Raw genomic sequence first — 18,853 nt, 5'->3', positions numbered from 1 at the left:
TTTTGGCGTGGGCTTCTCCCGTGGGGTTTTTGTGCCAGGCCGGCCTTTTGGGCGGGGGCCTCTTCCCTCGCGCTGCCGCGCCCGCCCCCCGCGACCGCAGCCGCCGTTCGATCTCGGCCGCCGCCGCCTCGGCGACGCCGATGACGGTGGAGGACGAAGAAGGGTCGCTCGGCACCACCTCCACCAGATCAAGCGCAAAGCGCGATCTCAGCCGTGCCGCAAGGTCGAGGCAATTGGCGATCGGATGGTCGACGCGCACCTTGATCAGCCCTTCGGAGACTGCGAGCGACACCAGCCGCTGCGCCGTCTGCCGCGAGATGCCAAGCGTGGCGGCGATCTGGTCCTGGGTGTTGCCTGCGACATAATAGAGCCAGCCGGCACGCGCCGCGTCGTCCAGCCTGTTGCCGCCGCTGTCCTGCCGCGAATTCAAGTTCCTGCCTCCCAACCCCGCCGAGCATAAGAGGCGGAGCGCAGTAGTTTCGCAGGGAATGAACTTGCGCGCAATTGCCTATTGTAAGAGCAATTGCTTAGTAATGAAACTTGGTGTTTGGAGCGAAGTGACAGGTCGACCCAGTCTCGTTGCAACAGCAAGGCTGTCGAGGTCGCACCAATCCCGGTTCTAAAGCGCGTTGCGTTCGATCGGCCTCATGCGACGCGTTTTAGGTTCCTTTTTATGCATGTCCTCATCGCAAAACCGCTGCACACTTTGCGCGACATGCATTAGCGGGGACGCGGCGGTTTATCTCGCGCGCTAAACGCTTTAAGGAATTTTTTGAGAATGGAGCCTTGCATGACGCCGAAAGCGGTTTTCTGGGATATGGACGGCACGCTGGTCGACAGCGAGCCGCTGCACGAGGCGGCGCTGATTGCGGCGCTGCACAGCGTCGGCATCGCGCCGCCGGCCGACCTGCATGAGCGCGTGCTCGGCATCGCCGCATGGCCGGTCTACGAAATGCTGCGCGACGAGTTCGGCCTCGACCTGCCTTTCGACGACTGGATCGTGCGCAAGTACGATCACTATCTGCCGATGGCCGAAACGCTGACGCCACGCACCGGCGCGATCGAGATTTTCAATGAGCTGCGCGCGCTTGGCGTGCCGCAAGCGGTGGTGTCCAACTCGGACAGGCTGATCGTCGATGCCAATCTGCGCGCCGTAGGCCTCGTATATCCCGGCATGAAGACGGTCAGCCGCAACGACGTGCGTGAAGGCAAGCCGCATGCCGAACCTTTCCTGCGCGCCGCCTGGTTGGCCAACGTCGATCCCGCCGAGGCCGTGGCGGTCGACGACAGCGTGACCGGCGCCACGGCGGGGCTGACAGCTGGAATGAAGACGATCTTCTGGCCAGAGGTGCCCATGGAGGGGCCGCCGGGGGCGATTGTCATCAACAGCGCCGGCGAATTGCGGGCCGAACTCGGGCTTTAAGCCAGGCCCGGCGGGACCGCGCTCAACTCCGGTAGGCAGGCTCCTGCTCGTCGAGGATCGCCTTCAATTCGGAAAGGTGGCGCTCGGCCTGGCCGGGATAGTCTTCCTGTTCCCTTGCCGCTTTCTCCGCGATCTCATCCGACAGTACCCGCAGCGGCCGGCCGGTCCACAGCGCCTTGATATAGGTTTCGGCGGCGCGCTCAAAATAGAACATGCGGTTGAACGTGTCGGCGACGCTGTCGCCGATGACCAGCACGCCATGGTTGCCCATCACCATCACCTTGACCTTCGGGTCGACAAGAAGCTGCGAGCAGCGCTCGCCCTCTTCCTCGAAGGCCAGCCCGCCATAATGAGCGTCGACGACATGGCGGTTGAAGAAGATTGCCGAGTTCTGGTCGACCGGCGGCAGCGTCGAGTCGGCGAGCGAGGCAAGCACGGTGGCGTGGATCGAGTGGACATGCATGACGCAGCGCGCATGACGCACGTTGCGATGAATGGCACCATGCAGGCCCCACGCCGTCGGGTCGGGCGCATTCGGGCCGGCCAGCGTGTCGGGATCATTGGCGTCGATCAACAGCAGGTCGCTCGCCTTGATGCGCGAGAAATGCACCTGGTTGGGGTTCATCAGGAACTGCGAGCCATCGTCGTTGACCGCCAGCGAGAAATGATTGGCCACCGCCTCGTGCATGTTGAGCCGCGCCGTCCAGCGGAAGGCGCAAGCGAGATCGACGCGCTCCTCATAGAACGGCAGGTTGGTCAGCACTTCCTTCTGCAGGCGGGCGATGCTCATCGTAACCTCCGTGAAAGAGGCGAGGATGCCGCGCGACTGGAACGCGCGCAACCGGTTTCGTTTGGTGCAGGCGAACGCGATTGCTATGCCGCCGTGCTGGTGGCAGTGCCGGCTCTCAGCCCGCCATGCTCGACGATGAAATCGATCACCTCCTGAAGCCCCTTGCCGCGCGACAGGTCGGTGAAGCCGAACGGCCGTTTGCCGCGCATGCGGGCAGCGTCGCGTTCCATGATGTCGAGATTGACGTTCACATAGGGCGCAAGGTCGCTCTTGTTGATGACCAGGAAATCGGACCGGGTGATCGCCGGTCCGCCCTTGCGCGGAATCTCCTCGCCCTGGCAAACCGAGATGACATAGAGCGTCAGGTCGGCAAGGTCCGGCGAGAAAGTGGCGGCGAGGTTGTCGCCGCCCGATTCGATGAAGACGATGTCGAGATCCGGGAATTTTTTGGTCATCTCGGCGATCGCCTGCAGATTGATCGAGGCGTCCTCGCGAATGGCGGTGTGCGGGCAGCCGCCGGTCTCGACGCCGATGATGCGATCCTCAGGGAGCGCCTGCAGCCGGGCCAGCATCATGGCGTCTTCCTTGGTGTAGATGTCGTTGGTGACGACGGCGATCGAGAACTCGTCACGCAGCGCCTTGCAGAGCTTTTCGGTGAGCGTCGTCTTGCCCGAGCCGACCGGACCGCCGATGCCGACGCGAAGAGGACCGTTGGCCTGTGTCATCTAGGGAACTCCGTGATCGCAAGAACGGCGAAGCCTGCCCCAATCAAAAGGCAGAGCGGCGAATAGTAGCGGACATCGAGCCGCGCGAAAGGCTGTTCGGGCGCCAGCCGTCGCCACCAAGGCGTAAAGCCGGCAATGCCGCGCGCCAGGAACACCAGCGCGATGAGCAGCGCCGTGGCGGCAAGCCCTGCCTTGGGAAAGGGCGTGGCAAACACGCCTTCGAGCGCCATGGGCCACAGTGTCGCCAGGCCCAGGCATGCGGCAACGGCGAAGCTGGCGAAGGGTGCCGGCATCTCGTCGACGCCGCGAAAGCCGATGACCGCGCGAGCGCAGGAGGCGGCGTCCCTGCCCGGCCAGATGCCGCCAATGCCCCAATAGACATGCAGTGCTGTGATCAACAGCAGGACGAGCGAGAGGGCGAAAGCGAGGACGATCATGAGCGGAACAGCCGCGAATACTGGGCCTCGTGCTTCATCGCCGTGACCTCGGAGATGAAAGCGCAGCCGCCGAGATCATCGAGGGTTGAGCCGGCAGCGCGGTCGGCCGTGGCCAGGGCAAGCGGTTCGAAGGCGGCCAGTAGCGTCATCGCGGCACTCTGGCCAACGATGCCAAGCCGGATCGCAGCCTGGACGAGATTGGAGAAGAAGGCCTGCAGAAAGGCCGCCAGGGCGTCCCGCAGCGCAATGCCGTGATCGCCGGCAATTGCGCCGACGGCAACGCAATAGGCACATTCGGCCGGCAGGCGATCCAGCACCTGGCACGGCCAGGCGAAGGCCGCCTTCAGGAAAGCAGCGCCCTGCAGCATGGTCTCGGCATGGCGCTCGCGCGAGCCTGCCAGAGCTTCGGCAAGGGCGACGATTTCATCGAGATCGCCGATTTCGCGCGCCCTGCGCCAGCTTTCGGCAAACAGCACCGCATCATTCCAGCCCGAACCCATCTCGACCAGCGTTTCCAGCCACGCGGCGAGCTCTTTGCTGTCGGCAACCAGCCCGGCATGCACGGCTTGCTCGAGACCATGGCTGTAGGAAAAGCCGCCGACGGGGAAGGAAGGCGACAGCCACGCCATCAGCCGCAACAAAGCAATATTGGAAGGCTGGGCAACGTTGGAAGGCTGGTCAGTCATGGTCATGGTCATGCGAATGGCTGTGGGAATGCGATTCGCTATGGCCATGGGAATGCGCTTCGGCGTGGCTGTGCGCATGCGCCTCGGCATGAGAATGGCCATGGCCGGAATAAGCGCCGCGCACCGGCTTGAACGGTTCGGAAACGTCGCTCACGGTGGCGCCCAGCCCTTCCAGCATCGCCTTGATGACATGGTCGCGCAGGATGAGGATTCGGTCAGCCTCGATTGCGGCGGCGAGATGACGGTTGCCGATATGCCAGGCAAGTTCGGCCAGATGGACAGGGTCGCTGGCCCTGATATCGTAGAGCGGCTCCTCGGCGGCGATGATCTCGACATGGCGGCCATCCTCAAGCACCAGCCGGTCACCATGGTTCAAGCTAACCGGTTCGGGCAGGTCGACCAGCACCTTGTCGTTACGGGCCGTTTCGATGGCGCGACGGCGCAGATGCCGCTCGTCATGGGCAAGCACCGCACTGTCGTATGGCGTGGTGGTTCCGGCTTCGCCTGCGGCCAGGACGGAGACGGCGCGCGGGAATTTGGTGAAGTCGGTGCGAATATCGAGCTTCATGTAAAAACTGCCTCTCCCAAAAAGCCTAGCCTATCGCGTCCGCCGCCCCAATAGGGCTCAGACGATCGTGTCGAAGAGCCGCAGAATGAACGATATCTGATAGACGAGCGCGCCGGCGACAAAGGCGATGTGAAAGCGGCGGTCGCGCAGCAGGATCGCAATGACGCAAAGCGCGACGAAAACCGGCGTGCGGATCAGATATTCGACGCCAAAATGGGCGAAATGCTCCGGCCCTTTCAGCAGCGTATCGATCACGTCGAGCAGATAGGTCGCCGCCAGCAGGCCGAAGAACCAGGCCCGGCGCGAATAAAAGAAATCCTCATAGCTGGTGTAGTCCAGCATCGAATCCGGAAACAGCAGCGCGCAGAGCAGGAACAGCGTGACGGCGTAGAAGATGATGAACAGGTATTTGCCGAAGGTCCAATTCTCGATCTGGAACAGGCCGAACTCCCACCACCAGAAATGCACCTGCATTAAAAGCACCGACGCAACCCAGGCGAGGTGCACTGGATAGAGCCGGTGTTGGCCGGGATGCTGGACGATGCGGGCGACCCCCGACAGCAGGCGGGTGACGCCGAGGCCGATCACCATGCCCAGGACGATGCGGATATGCGGGAAGATGTCGTGGGCGTTGGGGAGTTGCGGGTCCATAAGCCTGGCGCGGCATGTTCTACATCGGTCGTTCTAACGCCTATGGTTCAGAACAGGAAGTAGCGTTGCGCCATCGGCAGCACGGTAGCCGGCTCGCAGGTCAGGAGTTCGCCGTCGGCGCGGACCTCATAGGTTTCGGGGTCGACCTCGACATGCGGCGTGGCGTCATTGAGCACCATCGAATGCTTGCCGATGCCGCCGCGGGTGTTTTCGACCGCGACCATCTGCTTGTCGACGCCGAGCCTGCCGCGCAGGCCGGCGTCGAGCGCGGCCTTCGAAACGAAGGTTACCGACGAATTGGTCATCGCCTTGCCGTAGGCCCCGAACATCGGCCGGTAATGCATCGGCTGCGGCGTCGGGATCGAGGCGTTGGGATCGCCCATCGGGGCGGCGGCGATCATGCCGCCGATCAGCACCATGTCCGGCTTGACGCCGAAAAAGGCCGGATTCCACAGCACGAGGTCGGCGCGTTTTCCCACCGCCACCGAGCCGATGTCCTTCGACAGGCCATGCGCGATGGCCGGATTGATGGTGTATTTGGCGATGTAGCGGCGGACGCGGAAATTGTCGTTGTCGCCGGTCTCCTGCGGCAGCGAACCGCGCTGGCGCTTCATCTTGTCGGCGGTCTGCCAGCAGCGGATCGCCACTTCGCCGACACGGCCCATGGCCTGGCTGTCCGACGAGATGATCGAGAAGGCGCCGATGTCGTGCAGAATGTCTTCGGCGGCGATGGTTTCCTTGCGGATGCGGCTTTCGGCAAAGGCGATATCTTCGGGGATCGACGGCGACAGATGGTGACAGACCATCAGCATGTCGAGATGTTCGGCCAGCGTGTTGACCGTGTAGGGGCGGGTCGGGTTGGTCGAGGACGGAATGACGTTAGGCAGGCCGCAGACCTTGATGATATCAGGCGCGTGGCCGCCGCCGGCGCCTTCGGTGTGGAAGGCATGGATGGTGCGGCCCTTGATCGCCGCGACCGTGTTTTCGACGAAGCCGGACTCGTTCAGCGTGTCGGTGTGGATCATCACCTGCACGTCGTAATCGTCGCCGACCGACAGGCAGCAGTCGATTGCAGCCGGCGTCGTGCCCCAGTCCTCGTGCAGCTTCAGCGAGCAGGCGCCGGCGAGCACCATCTCCTCGAGCGCGGCAGGCAGCGACGCGTTGCCCTTGCCCGACAGGCCGATATTCATCGGGAAGGCGTCGAAAGACTGGATCATGCGCGCCAGATGCCACGGCCCAGGCGTGCAGGTGGTGGCCAGCGTGCCGTGCGCCGGGCCGGTGCCGCCGCCGAGCATGGTGGTGATGCCCGACATCAGCGCTTCCTCGATCTGCTGCGGGCAGATGAAGTGGATATGCGCGTCGAAGCCGCCGGCGGTCAGGATCTTGCCCTCGCCGGCGATTATCTCGGTGCCGGGACCGATGATGATGGTGACGCCGCCTTGGGTATCCGGATTGCCGGCCTTGCCGATCGCGGCGATACGGCCGTCCCTGAGGCCGATATCTGCCTTGACGATACCGGCGGTGGCATCGACGACCAACGCATTGGTGATGACGGTGTCGACCGCGCCTTGCGCGCGCGACACCTGGCTCTGGCCCATGCCGTCGCGGATGACCTTGCCGCCGCCGAACTTCACCTCCTCGCCGTGAAGAGTGAGATCCCTTTCGACCTCGATGAACAGCTCGGTGTCGGCGAGCCGGACCTTGTCGCCGACGGTCGGGCCGTACATCTGCGCATAGGCGGCGCGGGTGATTTTAGCCATCAGCAATTGCTCCCGAAATACAGCCCGAAAATACCGCTTGTCGAAGCCGGGCCCCACATTGCCGCCATCCTATGGTCACGCAATGACCCGCTGAGCGACACTTTCCGATCCCATTTAGCGTTTGAGGTGGCCGGGCCACCCCAAAACGACCATTTGCCAATCGATGGAAAGGAACATCCATGCGCAAAACGACCCTTCTGGCAGCCGCCGCCACGCTGGTGCTCGCAACCGCCGCCAGCGCCCAGCAACAGCCTACGCAGCAGCCCAGTCCGGCGCCGGCTGCGCCTGCTCCTGCCGCGCCCGGGGCGCAGCCGCAGGCGCCCACCATCCAGGCGATCAACGTCGTCGATATTAAGGATCTGCCCGCGGACACTCAAGCCAAGGTCAACGAGGTGATCGCCAAGCGCAGCGATGCCGACCTGCAGAAACTGCGCGGCTCGATCGACGCGACACCGCAGGTCAAATCCGCGCTCGAAGCCAAGGGGCTCACCTCGGCGCAGGTGATCGCCGCCAGCATGAGCACCAATGGCGCGCTGACGCTGATCACCAAGAAAGCGAGCTGACGAGACGAGGCGGCGGGCCGGCGCCCGGCCAGCCCGCCGCATCGCAAAGGGAACCTTCACGGGGGACGTTACGTTTCGGTCCTGTCGCCCTGACACGAGCCTCGAAAAGGACCCTGAGAACGAGCGATGGCGATCACCACCTTCTCCGACACCAGATGGCTGCATGGGATTGCCGCGACCGCGTTTCTGGCAGCCAGCATTCCGCACGCCGCGCTGAACGCGCAGAGCCTCGACAGCGCCGAGACCGTCAACCGGATCGTCGGCTCGGAGGTCGGCCAGGAAGAGGCCCAGACAAATGCGGAAGCCGGCAAGGTCAGTTCGGCGATCGACCGCACGCGTGAAAACATCGCCGCCGTGCGCAAGACATCCAAGCTCGACAAGGTCGATATCGTGTTTCTTACCGATGCCGCGCGCACCGAAGGCGGCCCGCCGCCGGCGATCGAAAACAAGGTCAGGCAACATCGGGACGACATCGCCGAGCTGCGCAAGGAGATCGAAGCGAACGCATTGCTGTTCAACGCCATCGATTCGCGGCGAGTGCAAACCGAGGACGTTCTGGCGGTGGAATTCGACGATCCGGGAAAGGTCGTCATCTATGCGGCGGCCAAGCCGCCCGGCTGAGCCGAAACTGCTCGACGCCTTCGATCTCACAGCGCGCCCATGATCTTCTGCTGAAATCCGTAGACCTCGCGCTTGCCGCCGAACGGCACCAGGGTAACGTCGCGCTCTTGGCCGGGCTCGAAACGCATGGCGGTGCCGGCAGCGATGTCGAGGCGCATGCCGCGGGCCTTGTCGCGATCGAATCTCAGTCCCTCATTGGTCTCGAAGAAATGATAATGGCTGCCTACCTGGATCGGCCGGTCGCCGCTGTTGGCTACCTTCAAGGTGACCGTCGCCAGACCCTTGTTCAGTTCGATCTCGCCGCTTGCCGTGATGATTTCACCTGGGATCATCGCGGCCTCACACGACGCCGAAAGCGAGGCCGGCGCCAATCGCGGCACAAGCGGCGCCAGCGGCGCGGGCAAGCCCGCGGAAGCGCCAGCCGAGGCCGAGACCGGCCGCGATGCCGACGGCGTGGAGCAGTGCCGTGGCAACGGCAAGGCCCGCCATATAGCCGAGTCCGCCGACATTTTCAGGCACCTCGGTGCCATGGGCATAGCCGTGGAACAGAGCGAACAGGCCGATGACGGCGACGCCGGCCGAGACAGGAAGATCGACGGCGAGCGCAACCAGCAGCCCGAGTGCCACGACGGACGCCAGTATCGCCGGCTCGACGAAAGGCGTCGGCAAATGCAGCATGCCGAGCACGCCGCCGGCCAGCATGACGCTTACGAAGGCCAGCGGCCATGCCCAGATCGCTTTGTCGCCCTTGAGCGCCGCCCATAGCCCGACGGCAATCATCGCCGTCATGTGATCGAGGCCGGAGAGCGGGTGGGAGAAGCCGGCGGTGAAGGACCAAACCGTGCCGACGCCGACATGGGCATAGGCTGGCATTGCTGCCGCCAGCAGCAGGACCGCCGACAGCGTTGAGCGTTTCATCGTAGCGGGGATCATCGGCGTACCTTCCATCTTCGAGTACCTCTCACGCCGCCTTGCGGGCCGGAGCGCAGCCCTCTGCCTTGAGGACGCGCTTGGTGGAGGCCGGATATTTCTTCAGCAGCGCTGCCGGACGGATCGGGCGGGCCGAGAAGTTGCCGCCGCAATTCGGACAGGCGCCGCCGAGCACGTTTTGTGCGCAGTCGGCGCAAAAGGTGCATTCGAAGGTGCAGATCACCGCATCCGTCGCATCGGGCGGCAGATCCTTGTCGCAGCACTCGCAGTTGGGACGCAGCTCAAGCATTTTCCTCTCCTTGCCGGTGTTATCTGATCGGCTCGTGCACGGTCACCAGCTTGGTGCCGTCTGGAAACGTCGCCTCGACCTGCACATCGTGGATCATTTCTGCAATGCCTTCCATCACCTGGGCCCGGGTGACGACATGGGCGCCGGCCTCCATCAGCTCGGCGACCGCGCGGCCGTCGCGGGCACCCTCGACGACGAAATCGGTGATCAGCGCGATCGCTTCCGGATGATTGAGCTTGACGCCGCGTTCGAGCCGCTTGCGGGCCACGATCGCCGCCATGGCGATCAGCAGCTTGTCTTTCTCCCTCGGCGTCAGATTCATGCTTTTTCCTGCGGTGGCACAATCGAAATCAGAGTGACCATAATTTGGGCAGGCCCGCCCGTCCGTTGAGCAATTCGACAAGCGGCACCAGCCGCTTGCGGAGCTGGTAGCCGTCCTCAGCGAACAGCCTCGCAAGAAGCTTGCCAGATTTCCGCACGCTCCAGAAACTGACGCCGCCCTGGCCGCCGACTATGCCCCGGGCCGGCTCGAGCAAAGCCTCTGCCCGTGGCGACAGCATCAGCAGCGTCGCCACGGCGACGGCACCGCCGGCCGCTGCGGGACGGTTCAAGGTCGCCGCAATGTCCGGGCCGATGCGGAACTCCTCTGCATGGACCAGCGCCGCGTCCTGGCGGACGCGCCAGCGGTCGTGGAAATGGCCTTGCGAAGCCCGTTCACCCATGGCCAGGCGGCCGAAGACGGTAGCCTCCAGGATCAGCGCCTCGGCTCCGGTGGCAAGCTCCACGTCAAGGCTGCGGGCAAAGGCCGAGCGGTCGAAGACGATGGTTTCCTGTGGCAGCCAGGCAATGTGGCCGTCTTCGCCGACAGTCAGCTGCACCCGCACTTCGGCGCGGTCGGATGCGGCGCGATAGATTTTCTCGCAGGCCTGCGTTGTTATGGTTGCGGAGGCGCCGGCACCGACATCGACCTCCCAGGCGAGACGGTCGCCACCGGTCAGCCCACCGGCGGTGTTGATCAGGACGGCTTCGAGCGGATCGGCCGAGACCGCCGGCATGCGGATCTTGGCCGAACCGTCCTGGTACAGACGCCGAAGACGCGTGCGGCCTCCGTTCCAGTCGCAGCCAAGCCGCGCGACGCCGGCAACACGCTGGGCCGGCGGCACTGAAGTCAAGCTATATGCGATCGTATCCACGACACCAACGTTAAGCACTGCGGCGGCTTTGTCGATATATAGCTTGTTGCTTGACAGCGTTTCGGTTTCTATAGAGGGAGCCACCTTGGTACGGTCACCGGCGCCTGGCGGGGGTAAAAGGCGACGATGACGACGTAATCGAGGACAAAAGGGGCGCTGATCAGTTGGCGTCGGGAAACGACTGAGTTGGGGAAGAAACCGAATGGCTGACCAGCTGGCAAACGATGTCATCGCCAAGATCAAGGCTCATGCCGAGCCGGGCGGCGAGGAAATCACCACCAGTACCGAACTGACCGCCCTTGGCATCCATTCGCTGGAACTGACGGAGATCATCTTCGATCTCGAGGAAGAGTATGGCATCGAAATCGAGATGAACACTGTCGATGCCTGGAGCAATCTGAAGAATGTCGGCGACATGGTCGAGGCGGTTCGCGCGCTGATCGCGAAAAAAGCCTGACTGAATGCACAAGCGCGTCGTCATCACGGGCATCGGCGGATTATGCGGGCTCGGCACCAATGCATCGGCAATCTGGAATGAAATGCGCGCCGGCCGTTCGGCAATCGGCGCGATCGACAATCCGCTGCTGCATGATCTGAAGGTCAAGGTCGGCTGCGAAATCAAGGCGCTTCCCGAGCACGGCATCGACCGCAAGCAGGTCGTGTCGATGGACCGCTTCAGCCTTCTGGCGACGATCGCCGCGCGGGAGGCGGCACAGCAGGCGGGATTGAACCCGCACGCGGCCAACACCTACCGGATGGGCACCATCGTCGGCGTCGGCGTCTGCGGCTGGGAGGCAATCGAAGAGAACTATCGCGCCATCCTGCTCGAAGGCAAGAACCGCGCCGGCATCTTCACCGTCCCGAAAGTAATGCCGGGCGCTGCAGCCGGCCATGTCAGCATGAATCTTGGTCTGCGCGGGCCGGTGTTCGGCATCACCTCTGCCTGCTCGTCATCCAACCACGCCATTGCCTCGGCGGTCGATCAGATCAGGCTCGGCCGGGCCGACGTCATGGTCGCCGGCGGCACCGATGCGCCGCTGGTCTGGGGCATCCTCAAGGGCTGGGAGGCCCTGCGGGTGCTGTCGCCGGACACCTGCCGGCCGTTTTCGGCCGACCGCCAGGGGCTCGTGCTCGGCGAAGGCGCCGGCATGGTGGTGCTGGAAACATATGAGCATGCCATGGCGCGCGGCGCCGCCATCCTTGCCGAAATCGCCGGCGTCGGCCTTTCCGCCGACGCCTCCGATATCGTCGCGCCAACCATCGAAGGGCCTGAGGCGGCGATGCGCTTCTGCCTCGTCGATGCCGGGCTCAATCCCGAGGACGTCGACTATCTCAACGCGCATGGCACCGGCACCAAGGCCAACGATCAGATCGAGACGGCGGCGATCAAACGCGTGTTCGGCGGCCATGCCTACAAGCTTTCGGTGTCCTCGACCAAATCGATGCACGCCCACTGCCTCGGCGCCTCCGGCGCGCTGGAAATGATCGCCTGCGTGATGGCGATCCGCGAAGGCATCGTGCCGCCGACCGCCAATTATCGGGAAGCCGACGCCGACTGCGATCTCGACATCACGCCGAACGTGGCGCGCGAACGCACCGTGCGCACCGCGATCAGCAACAGCTTCGCCTTCGGCGGCACCAATGCGGTGCTGGCGGTCAAGGCCGTGTGACCGCACCCCTTGCGGGTCCTTCACCGGGGCCGGCGCAACTTTCCATGCGCATATTGATCGCGCCAGGCGTCGCGCCTAACTCTCTGCGACCCGCCATGACCGTGCCGCTCGGCGCGGTCCCTACCAGGAGTTTCGATGACCGATCTGTCCGCGTTTCCGATTGCCAGACGCTGGCCGGCGAGCCACCCCGACCGCATCCAGCTTTATTCGTTTCCGACGCCGAACGGGGTGAAGATATCGATCGCGCTGGAGGAACTTGGCCTGCCTTACGAGCCGCATGCCGTCGATATCGGCAAGAACGAGAGCTGGACCCCGGAATTCCTGTCTTTGAACCCGAACGGCAAGATACCGGCGATGATCGATCCGGACGGCCCGGGCGGCAAGCCGATCGGCTTGTTCGAATCCGGCGCCATCCTGCTTTACCTCAGCGACAAGACCGGCAAGCTGGTCCCGGCAGACGCGACGCTGCGTTATGAGACGATCCAGTGGGTGTTCTTCCAGATGGCTTCGATCGGGCCGATGTTCGGCCAAGTCGGATTCTTCCACAAATTCGCCGGGCGCGAAATCGCCGACAAGCGCCCGCTGGAACGTTATCGCGACGAGTCGCGACGGCTGATCGGCGTCCTCGAAACGAGGCTCAAGGGCCGCAGCTGGATCATGGGCGACGATTACACCATCGCCGATATTTCGATGCTTGGGTGGGTGCGCAATCTGATCGGCTTCTACGAGGCGCGGGAACTCGTCGGTTTCGACGATTTCCCCAGCGTGGGCGCATGGCTGGAGCGTGGCCTCGCCCGGCCGGCGGTGCAGCGGGGCCTCACCATTCCGGCCAGAAGCTGATCTTACGTCGATTCCGCTCGGCTATTTTGCCTTGGTCCGGGGTTTTGAGCCGCCCTTGCCGACTACGGAAGCAGCAAGCGACGCCGCACCTTTGGCGGTGGCAAGCACGGCACCGGCGGCGACATTGGCCGTTGCTTTAACAGTGCGCATTGCGCTGCCTGCGATCGATCCTCTGCTGCTTGCCGATCTTTTGGGCTTGGGTGCAGCGGCTTTGGCCGCGGCAGGCATCACCTTTTTCGGCGCCGCCTTGCCAAAGCTGGGCTTTGCCGCATCCTTGGAGCGGGCCGCCGCTGCCGGGCCGGCGCTGGTTTTCACTCGAGTGGCTTTTGATCGTGTTGCCCTGCCCTTGGCGGGCGCAGGCTTTCTTGCCATGGTTTCCATCGAACGGTTCCCTCATGGGCACAATTGCCGTGTCCGGGATAACGGCCTGAAACTGTCAAGGTTCCGGCCGGGCAGTTCCTTTGCAAGTCAGGCCAGGTCGCCGACCACCAGGTCGGCGGGCCGCCGACGGGCAAGCACGCGGTCGATGTTCGGCATATCATTAGAGGCGATCCAGGCGCGCGCGTCCTCGTCGGACCGGCCGTGCTCGTGCCATCGCTCCAGCAGTCGGCGCTCGAGCTCGGCGCGCGGCACATCGACGAAGATCGAGAAGTCGAACAGCGGCGCCAGCCGCGTCCAGGGTTCCTCGTCGAGCAGGAGATAATTGCCTTCGACCAGAATGAATTTGGTGTCGGCGGCGACAATTGCAGCGGCGGCGCGCGACAGCTCCATGCTGCGGTCGAAGACCGGGATGGCGATATCCGGCTCGCCGGCGCGGATGCGCTTCAGCAGCGCTTCGAAGCCGGCAAAATCAAAGGTTTCCGGAGCACCTTTTCGCGCGCGAAGGCCGCGTCGATCGAGAACGACGTCATCGTAATGGAAGCCATCCATCGGCACGACTTCCGCCGTGCCTTCCGGCAGCAGGTCGTGCAAGCCTGCCGACAATGTCGACTTGCCGGCGCCGGGCGGACCGGCAATGGCAACGATGAAGCGCGGCGCCTTGCCGGCGCGCTTGAAAATGGCAGCAGCGATATGGGCGATTTCTGACATTGGCCCCCTTACGGTGGTTCTGGCGCATTTTGGCGGCAGTTTTCGAAAATTTCAAACGCCGGATTGTGCCAAGCCTTCAATCGGGCCTGGATTGACCGATCCGCAGGAAATCGCCGTCGAAGCCGATGTCGCGCACGGCACCGTCAGCCGCCAGGATGCGCATGCGGCCCGGCGAGGTCGTGACGTCGTGCGGCGGCTCGCCGGATGGCCATGGCAGTGCGCCGATGACATGGCGGAACGAAAAGCGGCGCCCTTCGGAAAGGGCAAAGGCGGTCGCCACGCCTTCGCGCTTCAGCCAATTGTCGCCGAGCGATGCGGCGTGGCCGACGGCCGTGCGGCCGTCCTCGATGCCGAGCACGCCGCGGTGGCGGCCACTCCATGGCGCATAATCGCGCCCGCCATTGCTGACCCACAGCATGGTGACCGGCAGTTCGGCCGGGTTCTTCAGCACCAGCACGAGATCGGCTTCCGCCTGGCGCGCCAGCGCCGTCCAGCCCGGCCCGCCATGATCGGCCTCGACCAGCGTCACGAAGTCCTCACGCAGCTGGTCCATGCGATAGGTGGTCAGGTCAATCGTGCCGCCGTTGGCGGCGGGAAAGCGCGTCAGGTCGGCGGTTCGCGCCGGGTAGGCGAGCAACGAGCGGCCGCGGGCCGGATCGGGCTCCGGCGCCTCACTCGGCGTTGCGGCAAGGCGCTTGGGCGAGAAGGCCAGCCTGCCGCCGGCCGTCATCACCGTCATCGGGTGGTGGGCGACGGGAATGGCGCCGGCGCCGCCGGAAAAGACGTGTTCCTGATAGAGAAAGGGATGATCGTCGCGCAAGGTCAGGATCTTGTCGACGGTTGCGCCCATGACCGGGCGCTGCAGGCGGAAGACGGCGCGCCAGCCGTCGGCCGTTGCCGCGCTGTCGACGACGTCCCAGCGACTATTTGCCGGCCAGCCATGCAAAGGTGCCGCTTCGACGTCGCTGATCGAGAACGGCGCGCAGAGGAAATCGCCGGACAGGTGGACCGTCCCTTCAGGCAGGTCTTTCGGCAGCATCTCGCGCGGCTCGCCGACCCAGGGTGCGCGATGCAGCGGCTTCAGCCGGCGGCCATCGATATCGACCGTCATGTCGGCGAGATGGCCGACGGCAAGATCGACCGATACCGAAATGCCCGTCGCCGTGATCGTGACCGTATTCATGTGCACCTACCGATTCTGCCAGCCCGATTCTGGCGGCCCGATTCTGCCGGCGCCAGCAAAGCCCACTCGCCGCCGGTTGCGCAAGCGCGGTGGCCGGGAATTCACATTAGGCGGCTCGGCACAGCCGGCACATGGGCCTGTGGACAGGGCACCGATCCAGGCCCGACCGATATTAACCAAATGGACTGTGCCTTTGCGTTAAGATAGCTTCGCCTCGTCTCAGAAACTGCCTGCCTTCGGAACTGACTTGTCCGCCTTCCGGTTCTTTTCGTCCATCCACAAATGCGTCGCTGTGCTGGCGCTGCTGCTGTTTGCTGCCGGCTGCACGACTGTCACGCCGCCCGACAGCGTGCTGGCGGTACCGGCGCCGCCGCAGAAATATGCCGCCATGGTCATCGATGCCGGCACCGGCAAGACGCTGTTCGAGGTCAATTCGACGGCGCCGCGTTATCCGGCGTCACTGACCAAGATGATGACGCTCTACCTTCTGTTCGAGGCGCTGGATTCTGGCCGCATCAGCAAGGAGACACAAATTCCGGTGTCGGACAACGCCGCCCGGCAGCCGCCGACCAAGCTGCGGTTCAGGCGCGGCGAGACCATCGACGTCGATTCGGCGATTCGCGCCATCGTCGTCAAATCGGCCAATGACGTGGCGGTCGCAATTGCCGAATATCTCGGCGGCAGCGAAGAGGGGTTCGCCGGCATGATGACCGCCAAGGCGCGCCAGATCGGCATGAGCAGCACCGTGTTCCGCAACGCCTCGGGCCTGCCGGACGGCGACCAGCACACCAGCGCGCGCGACATGGCGGTGCTCGGCATGGCGCTGCACGCCCGTTTCCCGCAGCATTTCCACTATTTCTCCGAAAGCGACTTCATGTTCCGCGGCAGGCTGGTGCGCGGCCACAACGACATGCTCGGCCGGGTGCGCGGGGTCGACGGCATCAAGACCGGCTACATCAGGGCTTCGGGCTTCAATATCGTCACCTCCTATAATGCGGACGGGCACAGGCTGATCATCGTGGTGATGGGCGCCGACAGCGCGCGCCAGCGCAACGACCACGTCGAGGCGCTGATCCAGCGCAGCCTGTTGCCGACCTCCGAGGCAAAGACGCGGCTGCTGTATGCCGAGGAGCAGTGACAGTTGAAGTCCGAGTGTTGACCGCGTGCGGGTTCAGGCGACAAACGCAGAGCCGCCGTTTTGCGCGACACTGCTGAGATACTTTGCCGGCGGCTTGCCAAGCGCTTTCTTGAACATGGTGATGAAGGCGGTGACCGATTCGTAACCGAGATCGGCCGAAATCTGCTGCACGCTGGCGCCGGAGGCCAGTTCGCGCATTGCGACGATCAGGTGCAGTTGCTGGCGCCAGCGCCCGAAGGTCAGCCCTGTCTCTTTCACCACGAGACGTGCGAGACTGCTCTCGCTGAGCGCGGCGCGACTGGCCCATTCCGCCAGGGTGCTGCGATCGGCAGGATCTTGCGCCAACGCCGCGGCGATGCGCCTCAAGCGCGGCTCGGACGAGATCGGCAAATGTAGCTGCTGGACAGGCATGCGCGGCAGTTCGGTGAGCAGAGCCCTGGTCAGGAGCTCGCCCCTGGCGTCATCGTCCTCAACGCGATCCGTCAGCTCGATGATGAGCTCGCGCAGCAACGGCGTGATCGAAAGCGTGCAGCACCGGTCCGGCAGGTCGGTAGCTCGCGGTTCGATATAGACGAAGAAAATCCGGGCGTTGGCGGTCGCGATATTGCTGTGCTGCATGCCACCCGGAATCCACACCGCGCAATGCGGCGGCACCATCCACAGGCCGCTGGGGACGCGACATGTGACGCCGCCGCCCAGCGCGAAGACAAGTTGCCCCTTGCGGTGGTGGTGGTCCGGCACCTCCGCCCTGGTCTCGGGAACGTCAACGCGCACGGCGATTGCCGGGGCGAGGACGTCATCCGGATCGAAAGGCCAGGGGTAGCGGAGAGGCTGTCTCATGTTGACTGATTTTAGCGATCGACTGCCAAGATATCTAAATTACTCAAACAGGAAAGTCGATAGTTTAGGGATGAGTAACTCAGAAGCCGACAGGCGGGCTTCCATTTAGTCATGCCCTGCTTGCGTTCTGAACGTCGGACCAACAAGCCCGGCGCACGAAAACAGGCTGGCGTCCGCCATGCAGCAAGAAGGGACGATACCAATGCTCGCCTTGGTCACATCTTCCGACAGCGCCACCGGGTTGCGGCTCGCCGAGTTTGGTGAGCCCGAGCCCGCCCCGCATGAGGCGCTGGTCTCGGTCCGGGCAGTCTCGCTGAACCGCGGCGAACTGCGCCTGCTCAACATCCGTCCGAACGGCTGGGTGCCTGGCCAGGACGTCGCCGGAATTGTCGAGCGCGCCGCGGCCGACGGCTCCGGGCCGGCCGTCGGCGCCCGGGTTGCGGCTCTGGTCGACGAGGCCGGGTGGGCCGAACGGGTCGCCGTTCCGACCGACCACCTCGCCGTCCTGCCGGACGACGTCAGCTTCGTCTCCGCCGCCACTGTTCCGGTCGCGGGCACGACCGCGCTGCGGACCCTGCGCCTCGGCGGCGACCTGGCCGGCCAGCGGGTCCTGATTACCGGCGCAAGCGGCGCCGTCGGCCGTTTCCAGATCCAGATCGCCCGCCAGCAGGGCGCGTCGGTGGCGGCGGTCGCCGCCCCCCGGCATGCCGACGATCTCCGCGGCCTCGGAGCCGAGCGGGTCGTCGAAACGATCGAGCTGGCCGAAGGACTGTTCTCGCTGATCACCGAATCGGTGGGCGGCGATAGCCTCGCCCACGCGATCGAACGGATCGCGCCCGGCGGGACCGTCGTCATGTTCGGCTCTAGCAGCGGCGAACTCACGCCCATCGGCTTCCGCCAGTTCGTTCCGGGGCACGAAGGCGCGCGGCTGCAGACCTTCGCCTACTACGCTTCCGGTCCGGAGGTTGGCGCCGACATCGCCTCGCTGCTCGCGCTGATCGCAGCCGGCCGGCTCGAAACGCGCGTGGTCCTGACCGTGCCGTGGCGGGACGTCGGCCTAGCCCTCGACGCGCTGCGGCAGCGCAGCATCAGCGGCAAGGCGGTGCTTACCCTGACCGAATGAGCAGGCGGTGGCGCCGGACGGGACGGTGTCTGTCTCCCCCGGGCTGCAACGGCAACTTGAGCCCGCTGGCGATTGCCCGTTGAAGCCGGCGCCTGCTTCCGCTAAGAAGCCGTGGCTGGCCGGTTTACCGGCTGGTTCGTTTTTGGGATCACCGATCCTGAAGGCACCCGTAGCTCAGCTGGATAGAGCGCTGCCCTCCGAAGGCAGAGGTCACAGGTTCGAATCCTGTCGGGTGCGCCAGTCGCTCAATGTCCAACCCGGAGACATGGGTAACAGATTGTACTTAAGACATGGGTGACAACCTCGTGCCGAACGGGTTGTCGATGGTCTGCAA

At 64.4% G+C, this 18,853-nt stretch carries 26 protein-coding genes and 1 tRNA gene; 9 read left to right on the top strand and 18 right to left on the bottom strand.

Going from position 1 to position 18,853, the window contains the following annotated elements:
- The coding region (locus NKI24_RS34145) for a helix-turn-helix domain-containing protein (protein ID WP_352750561.1) at window positions 1-430 on the bottom strand (430 nt) is incomplete at its 3' end.
- A gap of 360 nt (window positions 431-790) precedes the next feature.
- Here NKI24_RS34145 and NKI24_RS34140 point away from each other — a divergent pair.
- Complete coding sequence (locus NKI24_RS34140; RefSeq protein WP_352455924.1) at window positions 791-1,423, top strand: HAD family hydrolase; 633 nt, start codon at window positions 791-793, stop codon at window positions 1,421-1,423.
- Window positions 1,424-1,445: 22 nt separating this feature from the next.
- Here NKI24_RS34140 and NKI24_RS34135 read toward each other — a convergent pair whose 3' ends face one another.
- From NKI24_RS34135 to ureC, 7 genes are all read right to left on the bottom strand, one after another.
- Window positions 1,446-2,213, bottom strand: a complete 768-nt coding sequence (locus tag NKI24_RS34135; RefSeq protein WP_352455923.1) for a class II aldolase and adducin N-terminal domain-containing protein — start codon at window positions 2,211-2,213, stop codon at window positions 1,446-1,448.
- A gap of 83 nt (window positions 2,214-2,296) precedes the next feature.
- Window positions 2,297-2,938 (bottom strand): urease accessory protein UreG, encoded by a 642-nt coding sequence (ureG, locus tag NKI24_RS34130; RefSeq protein WP_352455922.1) that lies wholly within the window; start codon window positions 2,936-2,938, stop codon window positions 2,297-2,299.
- A complete protein-coding gene (locus tag NKI24_RS34125) occupies window positions 2,935-3,375 on the bottom strand; it encodes a DUF3995 domain-containing protein (RefSeq protein WP_352455921.1) in 441 nt (146 codons plus the stop codon). The genes ureG and NKI24_RS34125 overlap by 4 nt, the downstream gene beginning before the upstream one ends.
- Window positions 3,372-4,061 carry an urease accessory protein UreF gene (locus NKI24_RS34120; RefSeq protein ID WP_352455920.1) on the bottom strand — a complete coding sequence of 230 codons (690 nt, stop codon included), beginning with the start codon at window positions 4,059-4,061 and terminating at the stop codon, window positions 3,372-3,374. Before NKI24_RS34120 ends, NKI24_RS34125 begins: the two co-directional genes overlap by 4 nt.
- On the bottom strand, window positions 4,054-4,629 hold the full coding sequence (locus tag NKI24_RS34115) for an urease accessory protein UreE (protein WP_352455919.1): 576 nt from the start codon (window positions 4,627-4,629) through the stop codon (window positions 4,054-4,056). Before NKI24_RS34115 ends, NKI24_RS34120 begins: the two co-directional genes overlap by 8 nt.
- Window positions 4,630-4,686: 57 nt before the next feature.
- Window positions 4,687-5,280 (bottom strand): hypothetical protein, encoded by a 594-nt coding sequence (locus NKI24_RS34110; protein WP_352750558.1) that lies wholly within the window; start codon window positions 5,278-5,280, stop codon window positions 4,687-4,689.
- A 47-nt stretch (window positions 5,281-5,327) separates the two neighbouring features.
- Window positions 5,328-7,040, bottom strand: a complete 1,713-nt coding sequence (ureC, locus tag NKI24_RS34105) for an urease subunit alpha (RefSeq protein WP_502901513.1) — start codon at window positions 7,038-7,040, stop codon at window positions 5,328-5,330.
- Between the two features lie 179 nt (window positions 7,041-7,219).
- Here ureC and NKI24_RS34100 point away from each other — a divergent pair, with 179 nt between their 5' ends.
- Window positions 7,220-7,603 (top strand): hypothetical protein, encoded by a 384-nt coding sequence (locus NKI24_RS34100; protein WP_352455917.1) that lies wholly within the window; start codon window positions 7,220-7,222, stop codon window positions 7,601-7,603.
- A gap of 126 nt (window positions 7,604-7,729) precedes the next feature.
- Complete coding sequence (locus NKI24_RS34095) at window positions 7,730-8,224, top strand: hypothetical protein (RefSeq protein WP_352449488.1); 495 nt, start codon at window positions 7,730-7,732, stop codon at window positions 8,222-8,224.
- 26 nt (window positions 8,225-8,250) lie between these two features.
- Here the strand turns inward: NKI24_RS34095 and NKI24_RS34090 are convergent, their stop codons facing one another.
- Genes NKI24_RS34090 through NKI24_RS34070 form a run of 5 tightly spaced genes read right to left on the bottom strand, consistent with a single transcriptional unit; the run spans window position 8,251 to window position 10,615 of the window.
- Window positions 8,251-8,556, bottom strand: a complete 306-nt coding sequence (locus tag NKI24_RS34090; protein ID WP_023677008.1) for an urease subunit beta — start codon at window positions 8,554-8,556, stop codon at window positions 8,251-8,253.
- A gap of 7 nt (window positions 8,557-8,563) precedes the next feature.
- A complete protein-coding gene (locus NKI24_RS34085; protein ID WP_352750564.1) occupies window positions 8,564-9,157 on the bottom strand; it encodes a HupE/UreJ family protein in 594 nt (197 codons plus the stop codon).
- Window positions 9,158-9,185: 28 nt separating this feature from the next.
- Entirely contained in the window at window positions 9,186-9,443 is a 258-nt protein-coding gene (locus NKI24_RS34080) for a DUF1272 domain-containing protein (protein ID WP_352455915.1), read from the bottom strand.
- A 19-nt stretch (window positions 9,444-9,462) separates the two neighbouring features.
- The gene (locus NKI24_RS34075; RefSeq protein ID WP_023677011.1) at window positions 9,463-9,765 is read right to left on the bottom strand and encodes an urease subunit gamma; all 303 of its coding nucleotides are present in this window, start codon (window positions 9,763-9,765) and stop codon (window positions 9,463-9,465) included.
- A gap of 28 nt (window positions 9,766-9,793) precedes the next feature.
- Window positions 9,794-10,615, bottom strand: a complete 822-nt coding sequence (locus NKI24_RS34070) for an urease accessory protein UreD (RefSeq protein WP_502901512.1) — start codon at window positions 10,613-10,615, stop codon at window positions 9,794-9,796.
- A gap of 223 nt (window positions 10,616-10,838) precedes the next feature.
- On the opposite strand from NKI24_RS34070, the gene NKI24_RS34065 reads away from it, so the two are divergent.
- The 3 genes from NKI24_RS34065 (at window position 10,839) to NKI24_RS34055 (ending at window position 13,146) form a co-directional block, all read left to right on the top strand.
- Window positions 10,839-11,093 (top strand): acyl carrier protein, encoded by a 255-nt coding sequence (locus NKI24_RS34065; RefSeq protein WP_352750556.1) that lies wholly within the window; start codon window positions 10,839-10,841, stop codon window positions 11,091-11,093.
- Window positions 11,094-11,097: 4 nt separating this feature from the next.
- Complete coding sequence (locus NKI24_RS34060) at window positions 11,098-12,306, top strand: beta-ketoacyl-[acyl-carrier-protein] synthase family protein (protein ID WP_352744792.1); 1,209 nt, start codon at window positions 11,098-11,100, stop codon at window positions 12,304-12,306.
- 135 nt (window positions 12,307-12,441) lie between these two features.
- Window positions 12,442-13,146, top strand: coding sequence for a glutathione S-transferase family protein (locus NKI24_RS34055; RefSeq protein WP_023677015.1), 705 nt, complete (start codon window positions 12,442-12,444; stop codon window positions 13,144-13,146).
- 21 nt (window positions 13,147-13,167) lie between these two features.
- Here the strand turns inward: NKI24_RS34055 and NKI24_RS34050 are convergent, their stop codons facing one another.
- The 4 genes from NKI24_RS34050 to NKI24_RS34035 form a co-directional block, all read right to left on the bottom strand.
- On the bottom strand, window positions 13,168-13,296 hold the full coding sequence (locus NKI24_RS34050; protein WP_302893450.1) for a hypothetical protein: 129 nt from the start codon (window positions 13,294-13,296) through the stop codon (window positions 13,168-13,170).
- Entirely contained in the window at window positions 13,283-13,543 is a 261-nt protein-coding gene (locus NKI24_RS34045) for a hypothetical protein (RefSeq protein ID WP_352750554.1), read from the bottom strand. Before NKI24_RS34045 ends, NKI24_RS34050 begins: the two co-directional genes overlap by 14 nt.
- Window positions 13,544-13,614: 71 nt before the next feature.
- Complete coding sequence (locus NKI24_RS34040) at window positions 13,615-14,235, bottom strand: nucleoside triphosphate hydrolase (RefSeq protein ID WP_352750552.1); 621 nt, start codon at window positions 14,233-14,235, stop codon at window positions 13,615-13,617.
- 76 nt (window positions 14,236-14,311) lie between these two features.
- Complete coding sequence (locus NKI24_RS34035; protein ID WP_352750551.1) at window positions 14,312-15,418, bottom strand: hypothetical protein; 1,107 nt, start codon at window positions 15,416-15,418, stop codon at window positions 14,312-14,314.
- A 247-nt stretch (window positions 15,419-15,665) separates the two neighbouring features.
- On the opposite strand from NKI24_RS34035, the gene NKI24_RS34030 reads away from it, so the two are divergent.
- Window positions 15,666-16,556 carry a D-alanyl-D-alanine carboxypeptidase family protein gene (locus NKI24_RS34030; protein WP_352449498.1) on the top strand — a complete coding sequence of 297 codons (891 nt, stop codon included), beginning with the start codon at window positions 15,666-15,668 and terminating at the stop codon, window positions 16,554-16,556.
- Window positions 16,557-16,589: 33 nt separating this feature from the next.
- Here NKI24_RS34030 and NKI24_RS34025 read toward each other — a convergent pair whose 3' ends face one another.
- Complete coding sequence (locus NKI24_RS34025) at window positions 16,590-17,396, bottom strand: AraC family transcriptional regulator (RefSeq protein WP_352750549.1); 807 nt, start codon at window positions 17,394-17,396, stop codon at window positions 16,590-16,592.
- A 202-nt stretch (window positions 17,397-17,598) separates the two neighbouring features.
- Between NKI24_RS34025 and NKI24_RS34020 the strand changes: the two genes are divergently transcribed.
- Both NKI24_RS34020 and NKI24_RS34015 read left to right on the top strand, forming a co-directional pair.
- Complete coding sequence (locus tag NKI24_RS34020) at window positions 17,599-18,519, top strand: zinc-binding dehydrogenase (RefSeq protein ID WP_352750547.1); 921 nt, start codon at window positions 17,599-17,601, stop codon at window positions 18,517-18,519.
- A gap of 163 nt (window positions 18,520-18,682) precedes the next feature.
- Window positions 18,683-18,759, top strand: a tRNA-Arg gene (locus NKI24_RS34015).
- Window positions 18,760-18,853: the final 94 nt, after the last annotated feature.

This window comes from Mesorhizobium sp. M0701, assembly GCF_040320365.1.
Classification (GTDB): Bacteria; Pseudomonadota; Alphaproteobacteria; order Rhizobiales; family Rhizobiaceae; genus Mesorhizobium.
The sequence above is the reverse complement of the archived record's forward strand: the minus strand, read 5'-3'. Positions and strand labels throughout refer to the sequence as shown.